Source organism: Streptomyces sp. Ac-502 (genome assembly GCF_045222935.1).
GTDB lineage: Bacteria > Actinomycetota > Actinomycetes > Streptomycetales > Streptomycetaceae > Streptomyces > Streptomyces monomycini.
The window spans coordinates 888631-910584 of the sequence record NZ_JBHFFO010000001.1; the positions used below are offsets into that span (position 1 = coordinate 888631).

16 protein-coding genes and 1 pseudogene are annotated in these 21954 nt (G+C 72.5%); 10 read left to right on the plus strand and 7 right to left on the minus strand.

Annotated elements, in window-relative coordinates:
* Positions 1-197: 197 nt before the first annotated feature.
* The 5 genes and pseudogenes from sbnA to ACEXOX_RS03900 all read right to left on the minus strand — a co-directional run bounded on the left by sbnA (position 198) and on the right by ACEXOX_RS03900 (position 9372).
* On the minus strand, positions 198-1181 hold the full coding sequence (sbnA, locus tag ACEXOX_RS03880; RefSeq protein ID WP_406519098.1) for a 2,3-diaminopropionate biosynthesis protein SbnA: 984 nt from the start codon (positions 1179-1181) through the stop codon (positions 198-200).
* A 78-nt stretch (positions 1182-1259) separates the two neighbouring features.
* Entirely contained in the window at positions 1260-2357 is a 1098-nt protein-coding gene (sbnB, locus tag ACEXOX_RS03885; protein ID WP_406519099.1) for a 2,3-diaminopropionate biosynthesis protein SbnB, read from the minus strand.
* Positions 2354-3358 carry a TauD/TfdA family dioxygenase gene (locus tag ACEXOX_RS03890; protein ID WP_406519100.1) on the minus strand — a complete coding sequence of 335 codons (1005 nt, stop codon included), beginning with the start codon at positions 3356-3358 and terminating at the stop codon, positions 2354-2356. Before ACEXOX_RS03890 ends, sbnB begins: the two co-directional genes overlap by 4 nt.
* A gap of 101 nt (positions 3359-3459) precedes the next feature.
* Positions 3460-6609 carry a non-ribosomal peptide synthetase gene (locus ACEXOX_RS03895; protein WP_406519101.1) on the minus strand — a complete coding sequence of 1050 codons (3150 nt, stop codon included), beginning with the start codon at positions 6607-6609 and terminating at the stop codon, positions 3460-3462.
* Between the two features lie 16 nt (positions 6610-6625).
* Positions 6626-9372: pseudogene (locus tag ACEXOX_RS03900) on the minus strand (Pls/PosA family non-ribosomal peptide synthetase).
* A gap of 383 nt (positions 9373-9755) precedes the next feature.
* Here ACEXOX_RS03900 and ACEXOX_RS03905 point away from each other — a divergent pair.
* The 4 genes from ACEXOX_RS03905 to ACEXOX_RS03920 all read left to right on the plus strand — a co-directional run bounded on the left by ACEXOX_RS03905 (position 9756) and on the right by ACEXOX_RS03920 (position 13184).
* On the plus strand, positions 9756-12257 hold the full coding sequence (locus ACEXOX_RS03905) for an ATP-binding protein (protein ID WP_406519102.1): 2502 nt from the start codon (positions 9756-9758) through the stop codon (positions 12255-12257).
* Entirely contained in the window at positions 12254-12493 is a 240-nt protein-coding gene (locus ACEXOX_RS03910; protein ID WP_406519103.1) for a hypothetical protein, read from the plus strand. Before ACEXOX_RS03905 ends, ACEXOX_RS03910 begins: the two co-directional genes overlap by 4 nt.
* Positions 12494-12778: 285 nt before the next feature.
* A complete protein-coding gene (locus tag ACEXOX_RS03915; protein WP_406519104.1) occupies positions 12779-12955 on the plus strand; it encodes a hypothetical protein in 177 nt (58 codons plus the stop codon).
* 79 nt (positions 12956-13034) lie between these two features.
* Positions 13035-13184 (plus strand): hypothetical protein, encoded by a 150-nt coding sequence (locus ACEXOX_RS03920; RefSeq protein WP_406519105.1) that lies wholly within the window; start codon positions 13035-13037, stop codon positions 13182-13184.
* A 182-nt stretch (positions 13185-13366) separates the two neighbouring features.
* Here the strand turns inward: ACEXOX_RS03920 and ACEXOX_RS03925 are convergent, their stop codons facing one another.
* Together ACEXOX_RS03925 and ACEXOX_RS03930 are read right to left on the minus strand one after the other, a co-directional pair.
* The gene (locus ACEXOX_RS03925) at positions 13367-14815 is read right to left on the minus strand and encodes a glyceraldehyde-3-phosphate dehydrogenase (protein WP_406519106.1); all 1449 of its coding nucleotides are present in this window, start codon (positions 14813-14815) and stop codon (positions 13367-13369) included.
* 190 nt (positions 14816-15005) lie between these two features.
* Positions 15006-16106, minus strand: a complete 1101-nt coding sequence (locus tag ACEXOX_RS03930; protein WP_406519107.1) for an NADH:flavin oxidoreductase/NADH oxidase — start codon at positions 16104-16106, stop codon at positions 15006-15008.
* Between the two features lie 481 nt (positions 16107-16587).
* Between ACEXOX_RS03930 and ACEXOX_RS03935 the strand changes: the two genes are divergently transcribed.
* From ACEXOX_RS03935 to ACEXOX_RS03960, 6 genes are all read left to right on the plus strand, one after another.
* Positions 16588-17100 (plus strand): VOC family protein, encoded by a 513-nt coding sequence (locus ACEXOX_RS03935; protein WP_406519108.1) that lies wholly within the window; start codon positions 16588-16590, stop codon positions 17098-17100.
* A 134-nt stretch (positions 17101-17234) separates the two neighbouring features.
* A complete protein-coding gene (locus ACEXOX_RS03940) occupies positions 17235-17504 on the plus strand; it encodes a GlsB/YeaQ/YmgE family stress response membrane protein (protein ID WP_030019131.1) in 270 nt (89 codons plus the stop codon).
* 263 nt (positions 17505-17767) lie between these two features.
* Positions 17768-18877 (plus strand): WD40/YVTN/BNR-like repeat-containing protein, encoded by a 1110-nt coding sequence (locus tag ACEXOX_RS03945; protein WP_406519109.1) that lies wholly within the window; start codon positions 17768-17770, stop codon positions 18875-18877.
* A gap of 63 nt (positions 18878-18940) precedes the next feature.
* Complete coding sequence (locus ACEXOX_RS03950; protein WP_030019129.1) at positions 18941-19618, plus strand: uracil-DNA glycosylase; 678 nt, start codon at positions 18941-18943, stop codon at positions 19616-19618.
* Positions 19619-19640: 22 nt separating this feature from the next.
* Positions 19641-20720: a phospholipid scramblase-related protein gene (locus ACEXOX_RS03955; protein WP_406519110.1), complete on the plus strand. Its 1080-nt coding sequence runs from the start codon at positions 19641-19643 to the stop codon at positions 20718-20720.
* Entirely contained in the window at positions 20713-21723 is a 1011-nt protein-coding gene (locus ACEXOX_RS03960; protein WP_406519111.1) for an N-acetylglucosamine kinase, read from the plus strand. Before ACEXOX_RS03955 ends, ACEXOX_RS03960 begins: the two co-directional genes overlap by 8 nt.
* The last annotated feature ends 231 nt before the right edge of the window (positions 21724-21954 follow it).

The following is a 21954-nucleotide window of genomic DNA, read 5'->3' on the forward strand; positions in this document are numbered from 1 at the left end:
TCGTCCACCCTTCCTCCGTCTTCGGAACCGCTCGCGTACCCCGGCCCCGGCCGCTCACGCCCGGTGACTTCCCGGGGCTCCGTGAACCGGCCGGGGCCCCGGCGCCGGACAGCCTACGGCCGGGGCCCCGCGGCCACGGCGTACGCGGGCGGGGGCGTACCCGAACGGCGGTGCGCTGGGCGGGCGGCGTACCCGGGTCAGGCGGACCGTGCGGCCGCCAGCCCGTCGGTGGCCAGCAGGTCCTCGCCGTAGGCGTCCCGCAGCCAGGTGTTCCGGTAGACGGTGTCGAGGTAGCGCTCGCCGAGGTCCGGGGCGATGGCGACGGCGGTGAGGCGGTGCGGGTGGTGGCGGCTGAGCCAGGCGGTGGCGCCGCTGACGACGGTGCCGGTGGAACCGCCGAAGAGGAAGCCGCGGCCGGCCAGCCGGTGACAGGTACGGATGGTGTCCGTCTCCTCCACCCGGACCACCTCGTCGACGTAGGAGGTGTCGAGCAGGTGCGGTGGGACGCTGGTGCCCAGGCCGGGGATCATCCGGCGGCCCGGGGCGCCCTCGAAGGACACCGAGCCGACGCTGTCCACCGCGACGACGTGCACCGGGCGGTGCCAGGTGCGGAAGTAGCGGGCGCAGCCCATGAGGGTCCCGGTGGTGCCGGCGCCGACGAACAGGACGTCCAGGCGTGGGAACTGGCGGGCGATCGCCGGTGCGGTACTGCGGTAGTGCGCCTTCCAGTTGTCGGGGCTGGTGAACTGGTCGAGCCAGACGTAGCGGTCGTCCGAGGCGGTCAGGTTGCGTACGTAGTCGATACGCGCGCCGAGGAAGCCCTGCCCGGCGTCCGGCTCGGTGATGACATGGACCTGGCTGCCCAGCGCCTCCATCGTCCGCCGGGCCGACAGGTTGCAGCGGGCGTCCGTCACGCACAGGAACCCGTAGCCCTTGCTCGCCGCGATGATGCTCAGCGCCACGCCCAGATTCCCGGACGAGGATTCGACCAGGGTGGCCCCCGGTGTGAGCACCCCGTCGCGTTCCGCGGCCGCCACCATCTCCGTCGCGGCCTTCAGTTTGATCGAGCCGGCGAAGTTGAAGCCTTCGCACTTCAGGTAGAGCGGATGCCCGAACGTCGCCCGCAGGTCGACGTAGAGGTCCTCCTCGTTGAAATCCAGCGGCAAGGATATGACTGGCACTTCGTCCCCCTCGTTCTGCAGTGCACGCAGTCGTTCATCCGGGCCGGCGCGGCCGGTCGTTCTGTACCGGCGCCGCGTTCATCCGTACCGGCGTAATTCGTGGAAGAAGTCGTCGATGAGGTGCAGGCCTCCGGCGCGGGCCACTTCGTCGTGGACGAAGGCGCCGACGGCCAGATCGAGCACGCCCAGGCCGAAGGGCGAGAAGACCACCGTCCGGTCCGCGGGCACGCTCACCCGGCCGGCCAGGACGTCCGCCAGCGTCCCGGTGACGAAGCCGCGGTCGCCGGTGAGCTGTTCGGCCAGGTGGGGTGAGGTGCCGGCGCGCAGACAGTGGTCGGCGTCGTCGACGAAGTTGGCCGCGTCGAGCAGGATTCCGGGGGCCAGGTCGCGCAGTGACACGTGCAGCACCAGCGGGTGGTGCGCGAACCACGAGAGGTCGCTGACGTGCGGCCGGGCCGCGACGGTGGCGAAGACGACGAGATCGCTGGTGCGGATCAGCTGCCCGGGGTCGGTGTGCACCGTGACCTGGGCGGCGCCGGCCGAGGGCTCTTCCCGCCCCGTCGCGGCCGCCGATTCCAGGTACGTGCGGAAGCCCGCCGCGCTGTCGGCGGACACGTCGTACACCCCCACCGCGTCGAACTGCCAGCCGGTGGCGGCCAGGAAGGTGTGGATGTAGCGGGCGATCAGGCCGGTGCCGAAGAAGCCGACGCGGCGCGGGCGCGGACGGCCGCGGCCGAGCCGGTCGGCCGCCGCGGCCGCGGACGCCGCCGTCCTGGTGGCGCTGATGATCGAACTCTCCAGGCAGGCGTACGGGTACCCGGTGGCATGGTCGTTGAGGATCAGCACGGCCGAGGCCCTGGGCAGGCCGGCGGCCACGTTCCGCGGGAAGCTGGAGATCCACTTGAGGCCGTCCACCGGTGTGGGCCCGCCGATCGAGGCGGGCAGCGCGATGATGCGGGAGTCCGGCCGGTCGGGGAGGTTCAGGAAGTACGACGGCGGGTCGACCGTGTCACCGGCGCCGTGCAGCCGGTACGCGGTTTCGACCAGCTGGACGATCTGCCGTTCGCGGCCGCGCAGGGCCTGCTGCACCTGGGCGCCGGAGATCACCGCGAAGGACGGCGCGGTGCGCGGCGCCAGCGGTCCGGCCGCCGTCCCGGCGGGGCGGGTGGACGTCATGACGCGATTGCCTCCGTGCCGGACGCGCGGGCGGTCAGGTGCACCGCGTCGGTCATCGCCACGAGCACGTCGCGCGGCCCTTCGTAGGCCTCCCTGCTGTGGGCCGTACGGATGTTGTCGACGATCATCAGGTCGCCGGGCTGCCACGGCTCGCGCGCGGTGTGGGCCTCGTAGACGGTGTTGAGCAGGTGCACGACGTCCTCGCCGATCGGGTCGCCGCCGCCGTAGCGCGTGTCGAACGGCAGCGCGTCGGCGCCGTACATGTCGGTGAGGTACTCGCGCACCTCCGGGTCCATCGTCCAGGCGTTGAGGAAGGCGATCTGGTTGAACCAGCAGCGGTGGCCGGTCACGGGGTGACGCAGCACGGCTCCGCGCCGCTGGCGGGTGCGCAGGCCGCCGTCGGGCTGCCAGGCGAAGTCGATGGCGTGGCCACGGCAGTAGCGTTCGACGGCACGGCGGTCGTCGGTGCCGAACGCCTCGGTCAGGGAGGCTCCGACCTCGTCGTTGTAGCTCCTGGTGAGCAGCCAGCCCTCCTGCTCGAAGCGTCCGGTCAGCTCGGCGGGCAGCGCGTCGAGGACGGCGGACGCGTCGGCGACGGCGGTGGCGCCGCCGCTGCCCGGCACGGTCAGGCAGGCGAAGAGCAGCAGGCCGGGGGCCGTGAGGGTGTAGCTGAGTTCATGGTGCATGCACATCGGCTGGTAGGGCGGCCACTTCGCGGAGGAGTACACGCCGTCGGCGTACTCCTGTCGCGGGGCGAAGGCCTCGCGTTCCGTGAGCAGGCCGGTGGCCAGGTGCCGGAAGACGGCGCCGGCCTGGTCGGCGTCGTGCAGCCCGAGGCCGCGTACCAGGACCGCGCCGTGTTCGACGGCGAGGGTGCGCAGGGTGTCCCGGTAGCCGGCGGCCCAGCTCGCCGCGTCGCCGGTGGGTTCGGCGAGGAGGACCGGGGGCGTGCCGGGGAGCAGGTTCAGGTCGAGTGGCGGGGTGGCGGGCGGGTGCGGCATGGCAGGCTCTTTCGGTCGAGTTCCGTCGGGTTAGGTCGTGTTCGGTCGGTTTTGGTCGAGTTCGGTCGCGGGTGGCGGTCCGCGGGAAGGGTCCGGGGCCTTCAGGAGGGCGCGAGGAGTTCGGCCGCGCGCAGTACGGCACGCGCCGTGTCGGCCGGCCGGGTGCGCGGGAAGCAGGGGCCGCCGGTCGTCAGGACGTACAGGTCGACGTGTGCGGCCAGCGGGCTCCAGTCCCGGTAGCGGTGCCGGAAGCGGGCGGTGCGCGGGTCGTCGGCGGCGACGACCGCGGTGACCGGCGTGGACAGCCGTGCGGTGGGCGGGGCGGCCAGGGCGTGGGCGAGATAGTGGTGAGCCCGTTCGTCGGCGGCGTCGCGCTCGTCGTGGCCGTCACCGGGCAACTGCGCGCCGATGAACAGCCGCCGGGCCGCCGTACCGCGCTCCTCCAGTTGCCTGGCCGCCTCCACGGCGTACGCGGCTCCCGAGGAGTGTCCCCACAGCAGCGGTCCGGTCAGGCCGAGGCGGACGATGTCGGCGACGATCTCCGCGACGACTTCCGCGACGGCCTGCGCCGATGCCGTGGGCGGGCCGCCCGGTGCGGTCGCGTCGGGAGCGGGCAGTTCGACTCCGTACACCGCCCGCCCGCTGTGGCGCAGTGCGTCGGCCAGCGGCTGGAAGGCCGCCGCGTCGGCGTCCGCCCAGGGGAAGCACACCAGGGCACCGTCGTGCGCGCCGTCCGGAGCCGTCAGCGGCCGCAGCAGCTCCGTGCCCGGCGGCCGGGAGCTGCTGTCGAGCACGTCCGCCAGGTCGGCGAGGACGGGGTGCCGGGTGACGTCCTTGAGGGAGACCGCGCGGTCCAGGAGGATCGCCAGCTTCACCGCGGCCAGCGAGGTGCCGCCCCGGTCGAAGAAGTGGTCCCGGCGGCCGATGCGGGTCTGCGGGACGCCGAGCACCGCGGCCCACGCGGTGGCGAGCCGCCGCTCGGCCGGTGTCCGCGGCGCGAGGTGCCGGCCGCCCGCGTCGTCGAGTTCGGCGGCGAGCGCCGCGAGGGCCTTGCGGTCGGTCTTGCTGTTGGCGGTCAGCGGCAGCGGGCCGTCGTGCCGGTGGAAGGCCGAGGGCACCATGTACGCGGGCAGCGACTGTTCCAGCCGGCTGCGCAGCAGGTCGGCGGCAAGGGCCCGCCGGCCGCGGTAGAAGGCCACCAGGCGGGCGCCCTGGCCTGCGCGTTCGGTGACGATCACGGCGCCGTCGCGGACACCGGGCACGCGCAGCAGGGCGTTCTCCACCTCGCCGGTCTCGATACGGAAGCCGCGGACCTTGACCTGGGCGTCGCGGCGCCCGAGGTAGTCCAGTTTCCCGTCGGGCCGCCAGCGTCCGAAGTCGCCTCCCTGGTAGAGGCGTTGTCCGGGCCGGTGCGGGTCGGTGCCGAAGCAGGCGCGGGTGCGTTCGGGGTCGTTGACGTAGCCGCGGCCGACGCAGACGCCGGAGAAGACGATCGCGCCGGGGGCGCCGAGCGGGACCGGTGCGAGGTGCTCGTCGACGACGTACACCCGTACGTTGGCGACGGGCGGGCCGAGCGGGACCCGTGCCCCGCCCGGTGCGCGGCGCATCACCTCGTGGTTGGTGTCGTCCGAGGTCTCGGTCAGTCCGTAGGCGTTGACCAGGGCGGTGCCGGGCCGGGCGGCGAACCAGCGCTGCGCCAGCTCCGGCTTCAGCGCCTCACCGGTCGCGGAGACGTACCGCAGGTCGGGCAGGGCGCGGGGGTGCTGCTCCAGGTAGGACAGCACGGCTTCCAGGTAGGACGGTACGACCTGGAGGACGTTCACCCGGCCCTCGGCGATCCGGTCGGCGAACCGGGGGACGTCCAGGATCACGTCCTGTTCGACCAGGAGCGTCCGGCCGCCGACGAGGAGCGCGGCGATCAGCTGCCACAGCGAGATGTCGAAGCATTGGGGCGCGGTCTGGGCGACCACCTGATCGGGGCCGATCTCCAGGTCGTCGATCTTCGCGAAGAGGTGGTTGAGCAGGCCCGCGTGTTCGCACATCGCGCCTTTGGGCTCGCCGGTGGAGCCGGAGGTGAAGTAGATGTAGGCGAGCTGTCCGGCGGTCACCGTGCTGCCCAGGTCGCCGTCGGCGTGCTGTTCCGCGTACGCCGTGCCGACGGTCAGGCACCGCACCTCGGGCAGCTTTTCCAGGGCCTGGTCGAGGGTGCCGGTGCTGCCGTGCTCGGTCAGCACGAGGGAGCAGCCGGCCCGGGTGAGGGTGGTGGCGACACGGTCGGCGGGGAAATGCGGCTCGATCGGCAGGTAGACGCCGCCGGCCTTGAGGACGGCGAGGACGGCGGCCGTCCAGTCGAGGTTCCGCTCGGTGACCACCGCGACGACTCCTTCGCGGCGCAGCCCGCGGGCCAGCAGGGCCCTGCCGAGCTGGTTGGCACGGGCGTTGAGCTGCGCGTACGTCCAGCTGCGGGCGCCCTGGACGGCCGCGACGGCGTCGGGCCGGGCCGCCACCTGCTGTTCGAAGAGCTCGTGCGCGCGGTGGTCGGGCAGGCCCCTGCGGGGGCCCGCGAGACCTTCGAGCTGATGGTGGAGTTCGTCGGCGGAGAGCAGGCTCTGGCGGGTGTGGTCGGCGTGCGGGTCGGCGGCGATCAGCGCGAGGGCGGTGAGGTGGTATCCGGCGATCCTGGCGGCGCACTCGGTGTCGAGCGCGTCGGTGCGATGGCGCAGCCGCAAGGTGAGGCGGCCGTGGCACCGGGCGACGCCGGCCGACAGGACGACGCCCTCGGGGAGCCTGCCACCGGCGTCGTGCGGATCGAAGACCGCCTCGGACAGCAGCGTCTCCCGGTCCGGCCGGCGCGCCGGCTCGCCGGGCCGGACGTCCTGGTGCGCCAGCAGCCGTGACTCGGCTCGGCGGGTGTGCAGCACCAGGGCCCGCCACGAGCCGGGGGCGGCTGTCAGCCGGCAGGGCAGCGGCCGGCCGCCCGGCGCCGCGGCGTACCCGGTCGTGACCTCCTGGTCGCCGGTCAGCGCGGCGAGGACCTTGGCGTGTGCCGCCAGCAGTACGGTCCGGAGCGGCACCGCCAGTTCGTCCGCGACGCCTTCCAGGGCCGTGACGAGACCGGCCGGGACCGCCGCCCGGTACTCGGCCAGTCCGGGGACGGGACGGTGTGCCCACCGGGGAACGGCGGTGAAGCCGCCGCCGTCGGGCACGCCGCGCCAGAACGCGCGGCCGGCTTCCTCCGCTGTCTTCGCCATCGGTCTTCCTCCGCTCTCAGTCCGTACGCTCGGGGTGGTGCGGGGCCTGCGAACCGCTCCGCGGGGCGAGGGTGGGCAGCTCCCCGGCCGGTGTCTCCCTTGCGGGCAGCTCCCCGGCCGGTGTCTCCCGTACGGGCATCTCCCGTGCGGGGTTGCCGCCCCACCGCGCCTGCCGGGGCATCTCCTCGCCCTTCATGAGGAAGGAGTCGGGTGCGAGCGCCGCGCCGTCGCCCACCGTGACGCCGTAGTGGACCAGGGCCCGGGTGCCGAGGGTGCAGCCGCTGCCGATGACGATGCGGTCGGACTTGAAGGTGCCGTCCTCCTGCGAGTGGCACTGGATGACGCTGCCCGCGTTGAGGGTGCAGTGGTCCCCGATCGTGACGAGGGAACGTTCGGGCATGCCGCAGCCGTCGTCGTACAGCCGCCGTCCGAGCCGTACGCCGAGCGCCCGCCAGAGCAGGCTCTTGAACGGGGTGCCGTTCAAGAAGCGCGACGGCATGGCGTGCAGCTTCCAGAAACGTTCGTGCCGCCAGAAGTACGGCGTGTAGATCGAGCAGTAGCGCGGCGTCAGGCGCCGGAACCCGGTGACGGCCCGCTCGACGCACACCGAGTACGTGAGCGAGAAGAGCAGCGCGAGGACGGAGGCCGCCGCGATCGCCGTGGCGCCGAGCGTGTGGTACCGGTCGGCGGCGGCCCAGGCGAGCAGGGTCAGGACGTACACCTGCCCCCACCGGGCCAGCAGGTACAGGCCCATCGTCCGGAGGTTGAAGGCGTTCTTGGCGGCCAGGTGGCGCCGGAGCGCGTCCCCTTCCCGCAGATGGTCGAAGGCGGCGTCGCGCTCGACGGAGCGCGGGATCTCGAAGCAGGGCGAGCCGAGGAGGCCCACGCCTTCCCGTACGGGCCCGTCGAGGGGAACCGCGACCTTCGTCGCGAGCAGACAGTTCTCGCCCGTCCTGCCCCCGGCGGGTAGCAGACGTCGTTGCCGAGGAAGTTGCGGGAACCGATCGTGACACGGGAGAGGCGGAAGGAGGTCCGGAAGTACTCCGCGTTCATCAGGGACAGGCCGTCGGCGACCATCGTGCCGCTGCCGACCGAACTGAGGTAAGGCGACTCGTGCTTGACGTCCGTGCCGAAGTTGGACCCCGTCTGCTCGACGCGCGACAGGTCGTAGCCGAGGCGGCCGAGGTAGGGGACGATGTAGGAGCTGTCGCCGAAGAGCGTCGTGAAGAACTTGACGTTGGTCATCCGCGCGATCGTGCGGTGCAGCGAATAGTGCAGGCCGTACATCCGGTAGACCCGGCCCGGTTCGAGGGCGAGGTGGAGCAGCCGGGGCACGGTGACCACCACGAGGAATCCGGCGGTCAGCGTGCCGGAGAAGAGCGCGGCCGAGGCCGCCAGGGCCTGGCCGTAGAACGACCAGCCCGTGAAGGCCGGCGGCCCCGGGGCCAGCAGCGTCGCGAGGTACGGCACCGCGGCCAGCAGCATGCTCACCCCGCCGATGGCCAGCGGCAGGTACACGAGCAGGGCGCTCAGCAGTTGCAGGGTCGCGTAGGCCGTGCGCGGCGTGCTGCGGGAGGCCGCGTCGGGCATCCGGTGACTGGCCTCCGTACGCTGCGCGGGCGAGCCGTGCCAGTGCTCCCCTGCGGGCACGGCTTGTCCCGTGTGGAGGGCGGAGGCGTGGCCGAGCCGGGCCCCGTCGCCCAGCGACGTACCGATGTCCAGCACCGTCGCCTCACTGACCAGCACGTCCTGGCCGAGGACGACCGGGCCGGTCCGGATCACCCCCGCGTCGGCCCGGTAGCAGGTGAAGTACGCGTCCTTGCGGACGACCGTGCCCGCTCCGACGGTCAGCAGGTCGGTGCAGACGGGCACGTGCTTGGACAGGATCGTGACGTCCCGTCCGATCTTCGCGCCCAGCGCCCTGAGGTAGCCGGCGTAGAGCGGTGAGCCGGTGAACAGGACCAGCGGGTTCGCCTGCACGAGCGTCCTGACGGCCCAGAACCGGACGTACGCCAGGCTCCAGACGCGTATCTCCCGCTGCGTCCACCGCCCGACGAGCACCCACTTGGCGAGGACCGGGAAGGCGCACAGGCCGAGGAACACGGCGGCTCCGCAGAGGACCGCCCGTACGTAGATGCCGCCCGCGCCGGACTCGTCGGACATCCAGTCCCAGGCGCGGGCGGTGGCGACGGCGGCGAGGTAGGAGTAGCCGAGGAACGTCAGGAGTTGCAGGGTGCCGCAGAGGACGTACGCGGGTGTGCCGACGGGGCGTGGGGGCGGCGGCTCGGACGCGGCCCGGCCCGGGTCCGGGGCAGGGGGCCGGGGTGTGGCGGAGGCGGCGGCCGGAGTCGGAGCCGGGCACGGGGCCGGTGGCTGTCCTGGTGCGGTGTCGATGAACGCCGCCGCCAGACCGGTGATCGTCGGGTACCGGTAGACGTCCCGCATCGACACCGACGGGAGACCTCCGCGTTTCCTGACCCGGGCGCAGAAGTGGGCCATGACCAGCGAGTCGGCGCCGAGGTCGGTGAAGAAGTGGGCGTCGGGCGCGACGCGTTCGGCAGAGAGGACGTCCGCCAGTACCGCGGCGAGGACGTCGGCGAGGGCGGCCGGTGCGGGCGGGGCCGCTGGTGCGGAGAGCGTTGCCGGCGCGGACGGTCCGGCTGTTCCGGGCAGAGCCGCTGGTTCGGACGGTGCTGCCGGTTCGGACGGCCCCGCTGATTCGGGCGGTGCTGTTGCCGGTGGCGCCTCGACGGATTTTCCCACCACGTGAGCTCCTCGGAGTAGCGGAGTCACGGGCCCGGCGGATCGGGCCCCTCGTCGATGGAGGCGTGACCCGGAGGGGAACACCGTGAAAATTCACGTAACACCCGGGAAAACTCCCCCGGACCGGGCCGTCCGACGGAGGCCGTCCGCCGTAGGAGTAGTACGCCCGCGGCAGCCGTGCCGCCGCTCCAGCCCCTGCCTCACCGGTGGCGCCGCACAGCTCGCCGGCCCCGCCGGCCGGTCGGCGCCCTGCACAACTCGCAGGTCAGAGCCGTTACCGGCCGAACACGAAGCCGGTTTCGGTTGTTTCGCCGCCCGCCGCGAACCTATTCTCGCGACCGGGGGGTGGCGCTTCGATGCGCCGCTGGGTTGGAGCGTCGAAGATGGTGTCGGCCGGAGGATCGAAGGAACTGCCCGCGCCGCTGACGCCTTTCGTCGGCCGGCACCGCGAAGCCGCCGGAGTCCGCGCGCGCCTGGAACGGAACCGGCTGGTCACCCTGACCGGGGCCGGCGGGGCGGGCAAGAGCCGGCTCGCCATCGAGGTGGCCGCGAGTCTCACGTCCCGCTACCGGGACGGAGCGCGTTTCGTGGAACTGGCGGGGCTGAGCGAGCCGCTGCTGGTCACCCATGCCGTCGCGGCGGGCCTGGACGTCCAGGAACAGGCGGGCAGAACGCTGCCGGACGTCCTGGCGGAGCGGCTCCGCGACAAGGTCATGCTGCTGGTGCTGGACTGCTGCGAACATCTCGTGGAAGCGGTCGCGCAGCTCGTGCTGCCGCTGCTGTCCGCCTGCCGGAACCTACGCGTCATGGCGACGAGCCGGGAGCGTCTCGGCATCCCCGGTGAAGCCCTCTGGCCGGTCACGGGGCTCGCCACACCGCCCGCGCAGGCCGCCGGGGCCGCCGTCCTGGAGTACGACGCGGTCCGGCTGTTCGCGGACCGGGCCGCGGCGGTCGAGCCGGGCTTCGCGGTCACCGAGGCGAACGCGGCGGCGGTGGCCGAGATCTGCCGGAAGCTGGACGGTCTGCCGCTGGCCATCGAACTGGCCGCGGCGCGGTCCAACGCGCTCGACGCCGAGCAGCTCAGCCGCTGGCTCGACGACCGGTTCCGGCTGCTGGCCTGGGAGAACCGGGCCCCGCTGCGCCGCCACCGGACCCTGGACAGCGTCGTCGAGTGGAGCTACGACCTGCTCAGCGAGCCCGAACGGAAGCTGTTCGAACGACTGTCGGTCTTCGCCGGCGCCTTCACCCTGGACGCCGTGGAGGCCGTCGCCACGGCGGAGACCGGCACCGCCTGCCCGGGCGACCTGCTCCTGCGGCTCGTCGACAAGTCGCTGGTGACGGTCGTCCCCCGGCGCGCCCCCACCCGCTACCGGCTGCTGAAGACACTGCGCGCCTACGGGCTCGCCCGGCTGCGGCAGCGGGGCGGGCTCGGCCCGCTGTCCGCGCAGCACGCCGCGTACTTCCACGGCCTCGCCGAGCAGGCGTGGGAGCGGTTCCGGAGCCCGCACCAGGCGGTGTGGCTGGAACGGCTCAAGGCCGAGCACGACGATCTGCGTGCCGCCCTCGAATGGCTGCTGACCTCCCACGACATCGACGGCGCGGTCCGTATGGCCGGGGCCCTCGCGTCCTTCTGGGACGTACAGGGGCGCTATGCCGAGGGACGCGTCTGGCTCGAAAGGGCGCTGGCAGCCGACCGGAACGCCGCCGCCAAAGGCCGCGTACGGGCCCTGAACGGGCTGGGTCTGCTCGCCGTGATCCAGGGCGACCCGGAGCGCGCCTGGCTCTCCTGCTCCGAGGCCGAGCGCCTGTCACGGCGCGACGGTGACCTGCCGGGACTGGTGTGTTCCCTGCAGTACCTCGGGTTCGGCGCGCTGCTGCTCGGGAACCCGGACGCCGCGGTCGAGACGCTGGGCGAGTCGCTGACGGCCGCGCTGAAGACCGACGAGCCGTGGCTGGTGGGCTGGTCGTACCTGTTCCTGGCCATGGTGGAGGTCACCCGGAGCGACTTCGCGCAGGCGGAGCACCACGGCCGGACGGCGTTCCGCCTGCTGTGCGAGGCCGGGGAGCCGAAGAGCATCGCCTGGGCCGAACTCACCCTCGCCACCGCTTCGTGGGGCCTGGGTGACGTGCGGGACGCCCGTGCCCGTACGGGTGAGGCGCTGCGCCTGTTCCACCGGCTCGACGCTCCGTGGGGCCTCGCCGAGGTTTTCCAGATCACCGCCATGCTGGCCGTGTCCGACCAGCACCACGAGCAGGCCGCCGCGCTGTTCGGCGCGTCGGACACGGCCCGGAAGAAGTCCGGCGCCGCGCTGCTGTCGTTCCTCAAGGGCTGGCGGGCGGCCGGTATCGCCAAGGCCCGCAGGGAACTGGGCGACCGGCGCTTCGAGGAGGCACGCGACCACGGCCGGCAGTGGCCGCCCGCGACCGCCGTGCTGGTCACCGCGGCGGAACTCGGTACGGACCCGCCGCTCCCGACCCCCGCGCCGGCCGGACCGCGCGGCCCCGGCGACACGCCGTCGGCAGCGCCGCACCAGGCGTCGCTGCGCAGGCGGGGGACTACTGGGCGCTCGCCCACGACGGCCGCACCGTCCACCTCAAGCACACGGTGGGTCTGGGCTACCTGGCCCGGCTGCTCGCCGCGCCCGACCGGGAGTTCCCGGCACGCGAACTGGCAGCGGCCGGCCGCGGTACGGCACGGGGCGGCCCGGCCGCGCCGGACGGGCCGGTGTCCCCGGGGACGGGCGACGCCGGGCCGGTCCTCGACGCCCGGGCGAAGGGCGCCTACCGCAGGCGGCTGCGCGAGCTGGCCGAGGAACTGGACGAGGCGGAACGTTTCCACGACACCGGGCGGGCCGAACAGGCCCGTATCGAACTCGACGCCGTGACCGAGCAGCTCGCCGGTGCCGTCGGCCTCGGCGGCCGCGACCGCCGGGCGGCGTCCGACAGCGAGCGGGCCCGGCTGAGCGTCACCAAGGCCCTGAAAGCGGTGGTCAAACGCGTCTTCGCGCACGATCCGGTCCTCGGGCAGCACCTGGAGCGCAGCGTACGGACGGGCGCGTACTGCTCGTACGCGCCGGATCCCGCCACCCGGATCGCCTGGGTGGACGTCGCGCCTGGCTGAAAGGCGCCGGCCGCCCAGGGGGCGGGTTCCTTCGCGGGCGTCCTGGTGGGACAGTCGGCGCCGCGATGTGCGCCGGAGGACCGTGCGGCGTCCCGCATCCGGAACGCCACGCTGTTTCCGGACATTCTCTGAATAACGGCGTGGCGATGTTGAGATAGGTGTACTCGGTCTGAGCGCGGGGTGCTGTGGTGCGGGTCGAGGAGCAGTCATGTATTGCAGCCGGTGTGGTGCTCAGGTGATTCAGGGACCGGATGGCGGGTGGTCGTGCAACTGTGGAGCGTCCGGATGACAGAGGGTGAATCAGGGCCGGGTGGCGTGGCCACCGGGGACGCGGCCGGGCGGCGGCCGGAGTACTTCACCACCGCCCCGTGTCCACGCTGCCAGACGGCCAACGACGGACTGAACGGCCGCTTCGCCTGTGACGCCTGCGGCCATGCGTACAGCTTCCACGTATCGCCGTGACCGGCGGGCCGGTTCCGGTGCGCGCCGGAGAGTCCGTTGCAACACGGCGGGCGCCGGGTAGGAGGTGGAGGTGGAATTCGTGGTGGTGTTACTGCTCGGGTCGGTACTCGTCGGCGGGCTCGTGCTCTTCGCCATAGAAGCCGGCGTACGGCGCACGCGGTCCATGGCCGCCCGCGACGATCAGGAGATCAGCGAGCTGCACCGGCGGTACGGTGACGGCCGGTGGTGACAGCCGGTCGCACCGGCCTGTGGTGACGGGCTGCGGTGCCGGCCTGTGGGGACGGCCGACGGCGGCAGCGGGAGAGTGACCTGAGCGCCCTTCAGGGCCGGTCGCCGTCCTGCTGCCGCCTCGTGTCCGGACAACCGGACCGGCCGGGTCGGCCGTTGGTCCGGTTCAGCCGGGTGTCCGGATCAGCCGGTCACCGGCGCCGGGTAGGTCGGGTACTCCACCCCGGAGACGTGCTGGACGACGCGGATGACCTGGCAGGAGTAGCCGAACTCGTTGTCGTACCAGAGGTAGAGGATCGCGTTGTCGCCGTCGACCTTGGTGGCACCGGCGTCGACGATCGAGGCGTGCCGCGAGCCGATGAAGTCGTTCGAGACCGCGTCGGGGGCGCTGGTGAAGTCGATCTGACGCCGCAGCGGCGAGGTCAGCGACACGTCGCGGAGGTGTTCGAGGACCTCCTCGCGGCTGGTCTCGCGCGCGAGCTGGAGGTTGAGGATCGCGATCGAGACGTCCGGCACCGGGACCCGGATCGAGCTGCCGGTGATCTTCGCCTGGAGGTCGGGCAGCGCCTTCGCGACGGCGGAGGCGGCACCGGTCTCGGTGATGACCATGTTGAGCGGCGCCGAGCGGCCGCGGCGGTCGGCCTTGTGGTAATTGTCCAGCAGGTTCTGGTCGTTGGTGAACGAGTGGACGGTCTCGACGTGACCGCGCAGCACCCCGTACTCGTCGTCCATCGCCTTCAGCGGCGGGACGATGGCGTTGGTGGTGCAGGACGCGCAGGACAGGATCCGCTCGTCCGGCTTGATCGTGTCGTGGTTGACGCCGTGCACGATGTTCGGGACGTCGCCCTTGCCCGGGGCGGTCAGGACGACCTTGTCGACGCCGGGGCGCAGGTGCTTCGAGAGCCCCTCGCGGTCGCGCCACTTGCCCGTGTTGTCGATGAGGATGGCGTCCTTGATGCCGTACGCCGTGTAGTCCACCTCCGACGGGTCGTTGGCGTAGATCACCTTGATCACGTTGCCGTTGGCGACGATGGTGCTGTTCGCCTCGTCGACGGTGATGGTGCCCTGGAACTGGCCGTGGATGGAGTCGCGGCGCAGCAGCGAGGCGCGTTTGACGATGTCCTGCTCACCGCCCCTGCGCACGACGACCGCGCGCAGCCGCAGGCCGTTGCCGGAGCCGGCCTTCTCGATGAGCAGCCGGGCGACGAGCCGACCGATGCGGCCGAAGCCGTAGAGGACGACGTCGCGCCCCTCCCGGCGCTCGATCTTGTCGGCGCCCAGGGCGCCCGCGACGGCCTCGGCGGTGAACTCCGCCACCGACAGGCCGCGCTCGTCGGCCTTGTACGTCTCGGCGAGCCGGCCGATGTCGATCTGGGAGGGACCGAGGTCGAGAGCGGTGAGGGCCTCAAGGAACGGGAACGTCTCGGTGATCGAGAGTTCCTCGCCGGCTATCTGGCGCGCGAATCGGTGCGTCTTCAGGATGCTGACCACCGACTTGTTCACCAGGGAGCGGCTGTGGAGCAGGACCGTGACGTCCCGTTCCCGGTGCAGCTTCCCGATGATCGGGATCATCGACTCCGCGATCTCCTCGCGGTTCTTCCAGTTTGTGAACGAGTCCTCGTTGACAGTCACAGGTCCATCTTTCGAGCTAGGCGGTGCTCAGATGCTAACCCCACCGCTCTTTCGTTGTGCACGGGGTGCCGTAGTGACCGGCGACACGGTGCTTACTGACGCGGACATGACAACACAACCCGAAGGCGCCCGCCCTGCCGACCGGGCACCCGGCGTACGGGATCCGGACCGGCAGGGCGGGCCTTACGCCTCAGGAGCGGTGGTACGGGTTGGGGACGTGGACGTCGGCGCCCAGCTCGCGGGCCGCGTTGCGGGCGAAGTACGGGTCGCGCAGCAGCTCACGGCCGATGAGGGCGGCGTCCGCCCGGCCGTCCACGATGATCTTCTCGGCCTGCTGGGCCTCGGTGATCAGACCGACCGCGCCGACCGGCAGCCCGGTCTCCTTCTTGACCCGCTCGGCGAAGGGCACCTGGTAGTCGGGGCCCACCGCGATCTTCGCCCCGGGGGCGTTGCCGCCAGTGGAGGTGTCCAGCAGGTCCACGCCGTGCGCCTTCAGGTCGGCGGCGAAGCGCACGGTGTCGTCGGCGGTCCAGCCCTCGCGCTCGTCGTCCGCGTTCTCCGACAGCCAGTCCGTCGCCGAGATCCGGAAGAACACCGGCAGCTCCTCGGGCCACACGGCCCGCACCGCGTCCACGACCTCCAGCGCGAACCGGGTGCGGTTCTCGTACGAGCCGCCGTACTCGTCGGTGCGCCGGTTGGTGTACGGCGAGAGGAACTCGTTGATCAGGTAGCCGTGCGCGCCGTGGATCTCCGCCACCTCGAAGCCGGCCTCCAGAGCCCGCCGCGCGGTCGCCGCGAACTGCCCGACGATCTCCTGGATCTCCTCGGCCGACAGCTCCGCCGGCTCGGCGGACGCCTCGTCGAACGCCAGCGGGCTCGGGCCCACCGGCTGCCATCCGTACCCCTCACCAGGGGCGATCGAAGCCCCGCGGTCCACCCACGTACGCTCGGTGGAGGCCTTGCGCCCCGCGTGGGCGATCTGGATGCCCGGGACGGAGCCGTGCACCTTCAGGAAGTCGGTGATGCGGCGGAACGCGGCGGTCTGCGTGTCGTTCCAGAGCCCCAGGTCGTACGGGCTGATGCGCCCCTCCGGGCTCACCGCCGTCGCCTCGGTCAGGATCAGCCCGGTGCCGCCGACGGCGCGCGAGGCCAGGTGCTGGAAGTGCCAGTCGTTGGGCGCGCCCTGCTCCGGACCGTCCGGCGCCGCCGAGTACATGCACATGGGAGCCATCCATATGCGGTTGGGGATGGTCAGCGACCGGAGGGTGAGGGGCTCGAACAGTGCGCTCACGACGGACTCCCGCGTTCGGTGATGCTTCGGCTTGACGCTTCGTACGATAACCCTCGTAGTACGGGAGCTGTCAAACTACGAGGGATCTCGTACTTGCCGTGAGGGGGTTTCGTGGGACACCGCGTCGGCGCACGCAAACGGGGCCGGCCCTCGATGGGTCCGGCCCCGCACGTCGTTCCACGCCGCTGCCCGTCCGGCTCGCGGCGTACCCCCGTACCGCCGCGACCGGCCGTCCGGCCCGGAGCACCGCCCTGAGCCGACTGGCTCACGATAAGGGCCCCGGACATCTCGTTCGAGCGATTATTGACGCCCCGGGTGAGCTTCGCCGCAAGCTCCGCCGCGGGGTGCCTCAGCGTGGGAGACCCGGGCAGTGGCCGGATCACGGACCGCATGGCCGTTCAGCCGCGGCCGTGCTGGACATAGGGGCGACCCCGCCCCCGTATCGCCGCCCCCTTCCGCGGCACCCGAGGAGGACGCGCACATGGCCACGCGCGGCATCGACCACATCGGCGTCACGGTTCCCGACATCGACGCGGCGACCGCCTTCTTCGCGGCGGCGCTGGACGCGGAGGTCCTGTACGACACGCTGCCCCGGGAGGACGGCCCCAACGGCGGCGAGGACGTCGAGCGGCGCCTCGGGGTGCCGCCGGGCACCGCGCAGGCGGCCATGCGGATGCTGGCCCTGCCGAACGGGCCCGGCATCGAGTTGTTCGAGTTCACCGGACCGCGGCAGCGGTCCCCCGTCGTCCCCTGCGACCTGGGGTGGCAGCACCTGGCCTGTTACGTGGACGACCTGGACGCCGCGGTGGCGCGGGCCGAGGTGGCGGGCGCGGTGCCTCTCGGGCCGCCGCAGCCCCTGCCCGGGCCGGAGGAAGGGGCGCGCAACCGGTTCGCGTACCTGCGCACCCCCTGGGGCAGCACGCTGGAACTGCTGACCTACCCGGACCCGCAGCCGTACGAGCGGACGGCCGGCCGGCGCCGGTGGCGCCCCTGAGCGCCGCGGTCGTTACAGACGCGCCGGAGGGGGTCGCACAGAGAACCGATGCACTTGCAGTGTTTCGATCCGCAAAAGCGGGAAACACCAGAGTCGAAGCGTTTTGATCTTATTTGTGAACGAGGTGAGCTGCCATGGGAATCATCGCGTGGATCCTGATCGGGTTGCTGGCGGGTGCGATCGCGAAGGCACTGATGCCGGGTAAGGACCCGGGTGGATGCCTCGTCACCATGCTGATCGGCATCGTCGGCGGTCTGCTGGGCGGCTGGCTCGGCAAGGTGATCTTCGGGGTGGAGTCGATCAACGGCTTCTTCCACCTGTCGACGTGGATCGCGGCCATCATCGGGTCGGTGATCGTCCTGGTGATCTACCGCGTGACCATCGGCCGTAACCAACGGCACTGACGCGGCACGGCCGCACGACGGCGAAGAGCCGGTCCCCTGGTGACAGGGGGCCGGCTCTTCCCGTTTCCCCGGTCGGCCGGCTCTTCCCGTTTCCCGAGCGGCCGGCTCCGAGCCGGCCGCTCGGAGCCAGCCGCTCGGAGCCGGCCGAGAACGGCAGGCACACACGTGCTGACCTGCGCGAACGGGGCGCCGGAGGGCCGTTGTCAGTGGTCGGGTGCAGACTGAACGACACCTGAGACAACGGCGTCCCGGAGGTGTCCGGCATGGCATCCGGCAAGACTTCGCACAAGACAGACGTCCTCCTCGCGGTGGGCACACGCAAAGGACTGTTCATCGGCCGGCGGCGGCGCGGCGACTGGGAGCTGGGCGGGCCGCACTTCGCCGCGCAGGCGGTGTATGCGATCGGCATCGACACCCGCCGTCCGACACCCCGGGTGCTGGTCGGCGCGGACAGCCCCCACTGGGGTCCCTCGGTCTTCCACTCCGACGACCTCGGCGAGACCTGGCGGGAGCCGCCCCGCCCACCCGTCACGTACCCGCCGGACACGGAGACTTCGCTGGAGCGGGTGTGGCAGCTCCATCCGGCGGGCCCGGCCGCGCCCGACGTGGTGTACGCCGGGACGGAGCCCGGCGGACTGTTCCGGTCGGCGGACGGGGGCGAGACGTTCGAGCTGGTACGCCCTCTGTGGGACCACCCGTCCCGGGAGCGGTGGGAGCCCGGCGGAGGCGGGCTGGCGGTGCACACGGTGATCACGGACCCGCGGGACGCGGACGCGGTGACGGTCGCGGTCTCCGCCGCCGGTGTGTTCCGTACGAAGGACGGCGGCCGCAGCTGGGCCCCGTCGAACAGCGGCGTGAAGGCCGTGTTCCTCCCGGACCCCGACCCGGAGTTCGGACAGTGCGTACACAAGATCGCGCAGGACCCGGTGGACCGGGACCGGCTCTATCTGCAGAACCACTGGGGCGTCTACCGGAGCGACGACGCGGGCGCGCAGTGGACGGACATCGGCGGCGGGCTGCCCTCCGACTTCGGGTTCGCGGCGGCGGCCCACCCGCGCCGGGCCGACGTGGCGTACGTCTTCCCCATCACCGCCGACATCGACCGTGTCCCGGCGGAGCACCGCTGCCGGGTGTACCGCACCGAGGACGCCGGTGCGAGCTGGCAGGCGCTCAGCGACGGCCTGCCCCGGGAGGACCACTACGGCACGGTGCTCAGGGACGCGCTGTGCGTCGACGACACCGACCCCGCCGGGGTCTACTTCGGCAACCGCAACGGAGAGGTCTTCGCCAGCGCGGACGACGGCGACAGCTGGCAGCAGCTCGCCTCCCACCTGCCGGACGTGCTGTGCGTACGGGCAGTCGCCGTCGGCTGAGCGGGGCGGCGGATCGGGCCGTCGGTTGAAGAGGATCACCCTGCGGCCAGTAGGGTGACGGTCGTGGCTGCACGACCTCTTCATGAAATCGTCGAACCCGGCTGGGCCAAGGCACTTGAGCCGGTCGCCGGGCAGATCGCCAGGATGGGCGAGTTCCTGCGGGCGGAGATCGCCGCGGGGCGTACCTATCTCCCGGCGGGCAGCAATGTGCTGCGCGCCTTCCAACAGCCCTTCGACGACGTCCGGGTGCTCATCGTCGGGCAGGATCCGTATCCGACGCCCGGTCACGCGGTGGGCCTGAGTTTCTCCGTCGCGCCGGACGTCCGCCCGCTGCCCGGGAGTCTGGAGAACATCTACCGCGAGATGGCCTCCGACCTCGGGCTGCCGCGGCCGTCCAACGGCGATCTGACGCCGTGGACGCGACAGGGCGTCCTGCTGCTCAACAGGGCGCTGACGACGGCGCCGCGCAAACCGGCGGCGCACCGCGGCAAGGGCTGGGAGGAGGTCACGGAGCAGGCCATCCGGGCCCTGGTCGCCCGGGGCCGTCCGATGGTGTCGGTGCTGTGGGGCCGCGACGCGCGCAATCTTCGGCCGCTCCTCGGCGACCTGCCCTCGGTGGAGTCCGCGCACCCCTCCCCCATGTCGGCCGACCGGGGGTTCTTCGGCTCGCGCCCGTTCAGCCGGACCAACGACCTGCTGGTGCGGCAGGGCGCACAGCCGGTGGACTGGAGACTGCCCTGACCCTGCGGGATAGTGTGCCCGCATGACGAACGCGAACATCCCTGCGGGCTGGTACGCCGACCCGCAGGGCACGCCCGACCGGCTGCGCTGGTGGGACGGATCCCGGTGGACCGAGCACACGCACGAGGGCCGTCCGGCCCAGGCGCAGGCATCGGCCCCGCAGCAGGCCCAGCAGCAGCAAGCGCAGCAGCCGTCGTACGTGAAGGCCGGGCAGCAGAGCGCCCCTCAGCAGCAGGGCGGGCAGCCGTACGGCCAGCAGGGCCCCGGCCAGGCGTACGCGCCCCAGCAGCAGGGCGCCGGGCAGCCGATGCCGCAGCAGCTCGCGCCGCAGGCCGGGCAGCCGGTACCGGTCGGGCAGCACGCCGGAGCCGGTCAGCCGATGCACGGCGGCCCGGTGCCGGGAGCGCAGCCGGGTTACGGGCAGCAGCCGGGCGGCAACCCGGGACAGGTGCAGTACCAGGTGCAGCAGCAGGCCGGGGTCGCGCCCACCGCCCAGGGCGGCGGGACGCTGTTCACCGAACCGGTCCTGGTGGTGAACCAGAAGGCCAAGCTGATCGAGGTGACGAACGAATACAGCGTCTTCGACCAGCACGGCAACACCCTCGGCACGGTCGTCCAGGTCGGCCAGAGCACCGCGAAGAAGGTACTGCGGATCGTCTCCAGCCTCGACCAGTACATGACCCACCGGCTGGAGATCCGCGACGCCTACGGGCAGCCTCAGCTGGCGCTGACCCGCCCCGCGAAGTTCATCAAGTCGAAGGTGCTGGTGGAGCGGCCCGACGGGCAGCCGGTCGGCGAGATCGTGCAGCAGAACGCCATTGGCAAGATCAATTTCGCGATGATGGCGGGCGGCCGGCAGGTCGGCGCCATCAAGGCGGAGAACTGGCGCGCCTGGAACTTCGCCATCGTCGACCACACCGACACCGAGGTCGCCCGGATCACCAAGACCTGGGAGGGCCTGGCCAAGACGATGTTCACCACCGCGGACAACTACGTCCTGCAGGTCCACGTCCAGCTTCCCGAGCCGCTGCGGAGCCTGGTCGTCGCCACGGCGCTGACCGTGGACACCGCCCTCAAGCAGGACGCGCGCGGATTTGGCTGAGCCCAGGAGCGGTGCGGCAGGCCCGGCGCCCGGTCATGTCCTCGGCGTGGACTCGGGCGGCTCCGGGCTGCGGATCGCCGTCGCCCGCGCGGACGGCGGGGACGCGCGGCCGCTCGCCTCGTACACCTCCCAGGAGCCGATCGGCACCGGCCCGAACGGCCTGGACGCCCATCAGCTGCTCAAGCAACTGGTGCCGGCCGCGCAGGATCTGATGCGGGACACGGGGGCCCGGCGGTTCGACGCGGTGTGTGTCGGCGCCGCCGGCATGGCGTCGCTCGGCACGGAGCTGCGCGCCGAGCTGCCCGGGGCGCTGGCGGAGGCGTTCGGGGTGCGGCGGCTCGCGCTGGCCGCCGACGCCGTGACGGCGTACGCCGGGGCGCTCGGTCAGACGCCGGGCGCCGTCGTCGCCGTCGGCACCGGCGTCATCGCGACGGGCACGGACCTCACCGCGGCCGGCGGCTGGCGCCGCGCCGACGGCTGGGGGCACCTGCTGGGCGACTGCGGCAGCGGCGCCTGGATCGGGAGGGCCGGGCTGGAGGCCGCGCTGCGCGCCCATGACGGGCGTACGGGCGGTTCCCCCGCGCTGCTGGCCCGTATGGAGGCGCTGTGGGGTCCGGCGGCCGAGCTGCCCGGCATGCTGTATCCGCGTGCCGACCGGACGGCCGTCCTGGCGTCGTTCGCGCCCGAGGTCGCGGCCTGCGCCGGGCACGACCCCGTTGCGGCGGACGTCCTGGACAGGGCCGCGCGGCACCTGACGGAGGCGGCAGCGGCGGTCTGCCCCGCGGCGGACGGCAGCGTGGTGGCCTTCACCGGGGGCCTGCTGCATCTGGGAGAGCCGCTTCTGGCGCCGCTGCGCACGGCGTTCGACGCACTGCTGCCGCACGCCCGGCGGGTCGAGGCGGAGGGTGACCCGCTGACCGGGGCACTGCGCGTCGCCGCGGCACTGGCCACCGGCCGGCTGCTCCTGCCCACGGACGAGAAGCTGCTGCGGGTCACGCGGTAGGGAGACGCGGCAGGGAGCACGGGCGGCGCGGGCGCCCGTGGGTGACGTAAAAGCCGTAAAGCCGTGAATTCCGGAAGTTGTCATGAATGCCCGCCGAATCGTTCCAGCGACGGAGGGCCCGGACCGCGCGCGGGACCGTGCCCGCCGGGCCGCGGCCCGGCTCTCGCCGCCAAGGCCCCGGCGGGCTCGCACCGACGCTCGATTCGGGCTCTGACCTGCCCATACGGCGCG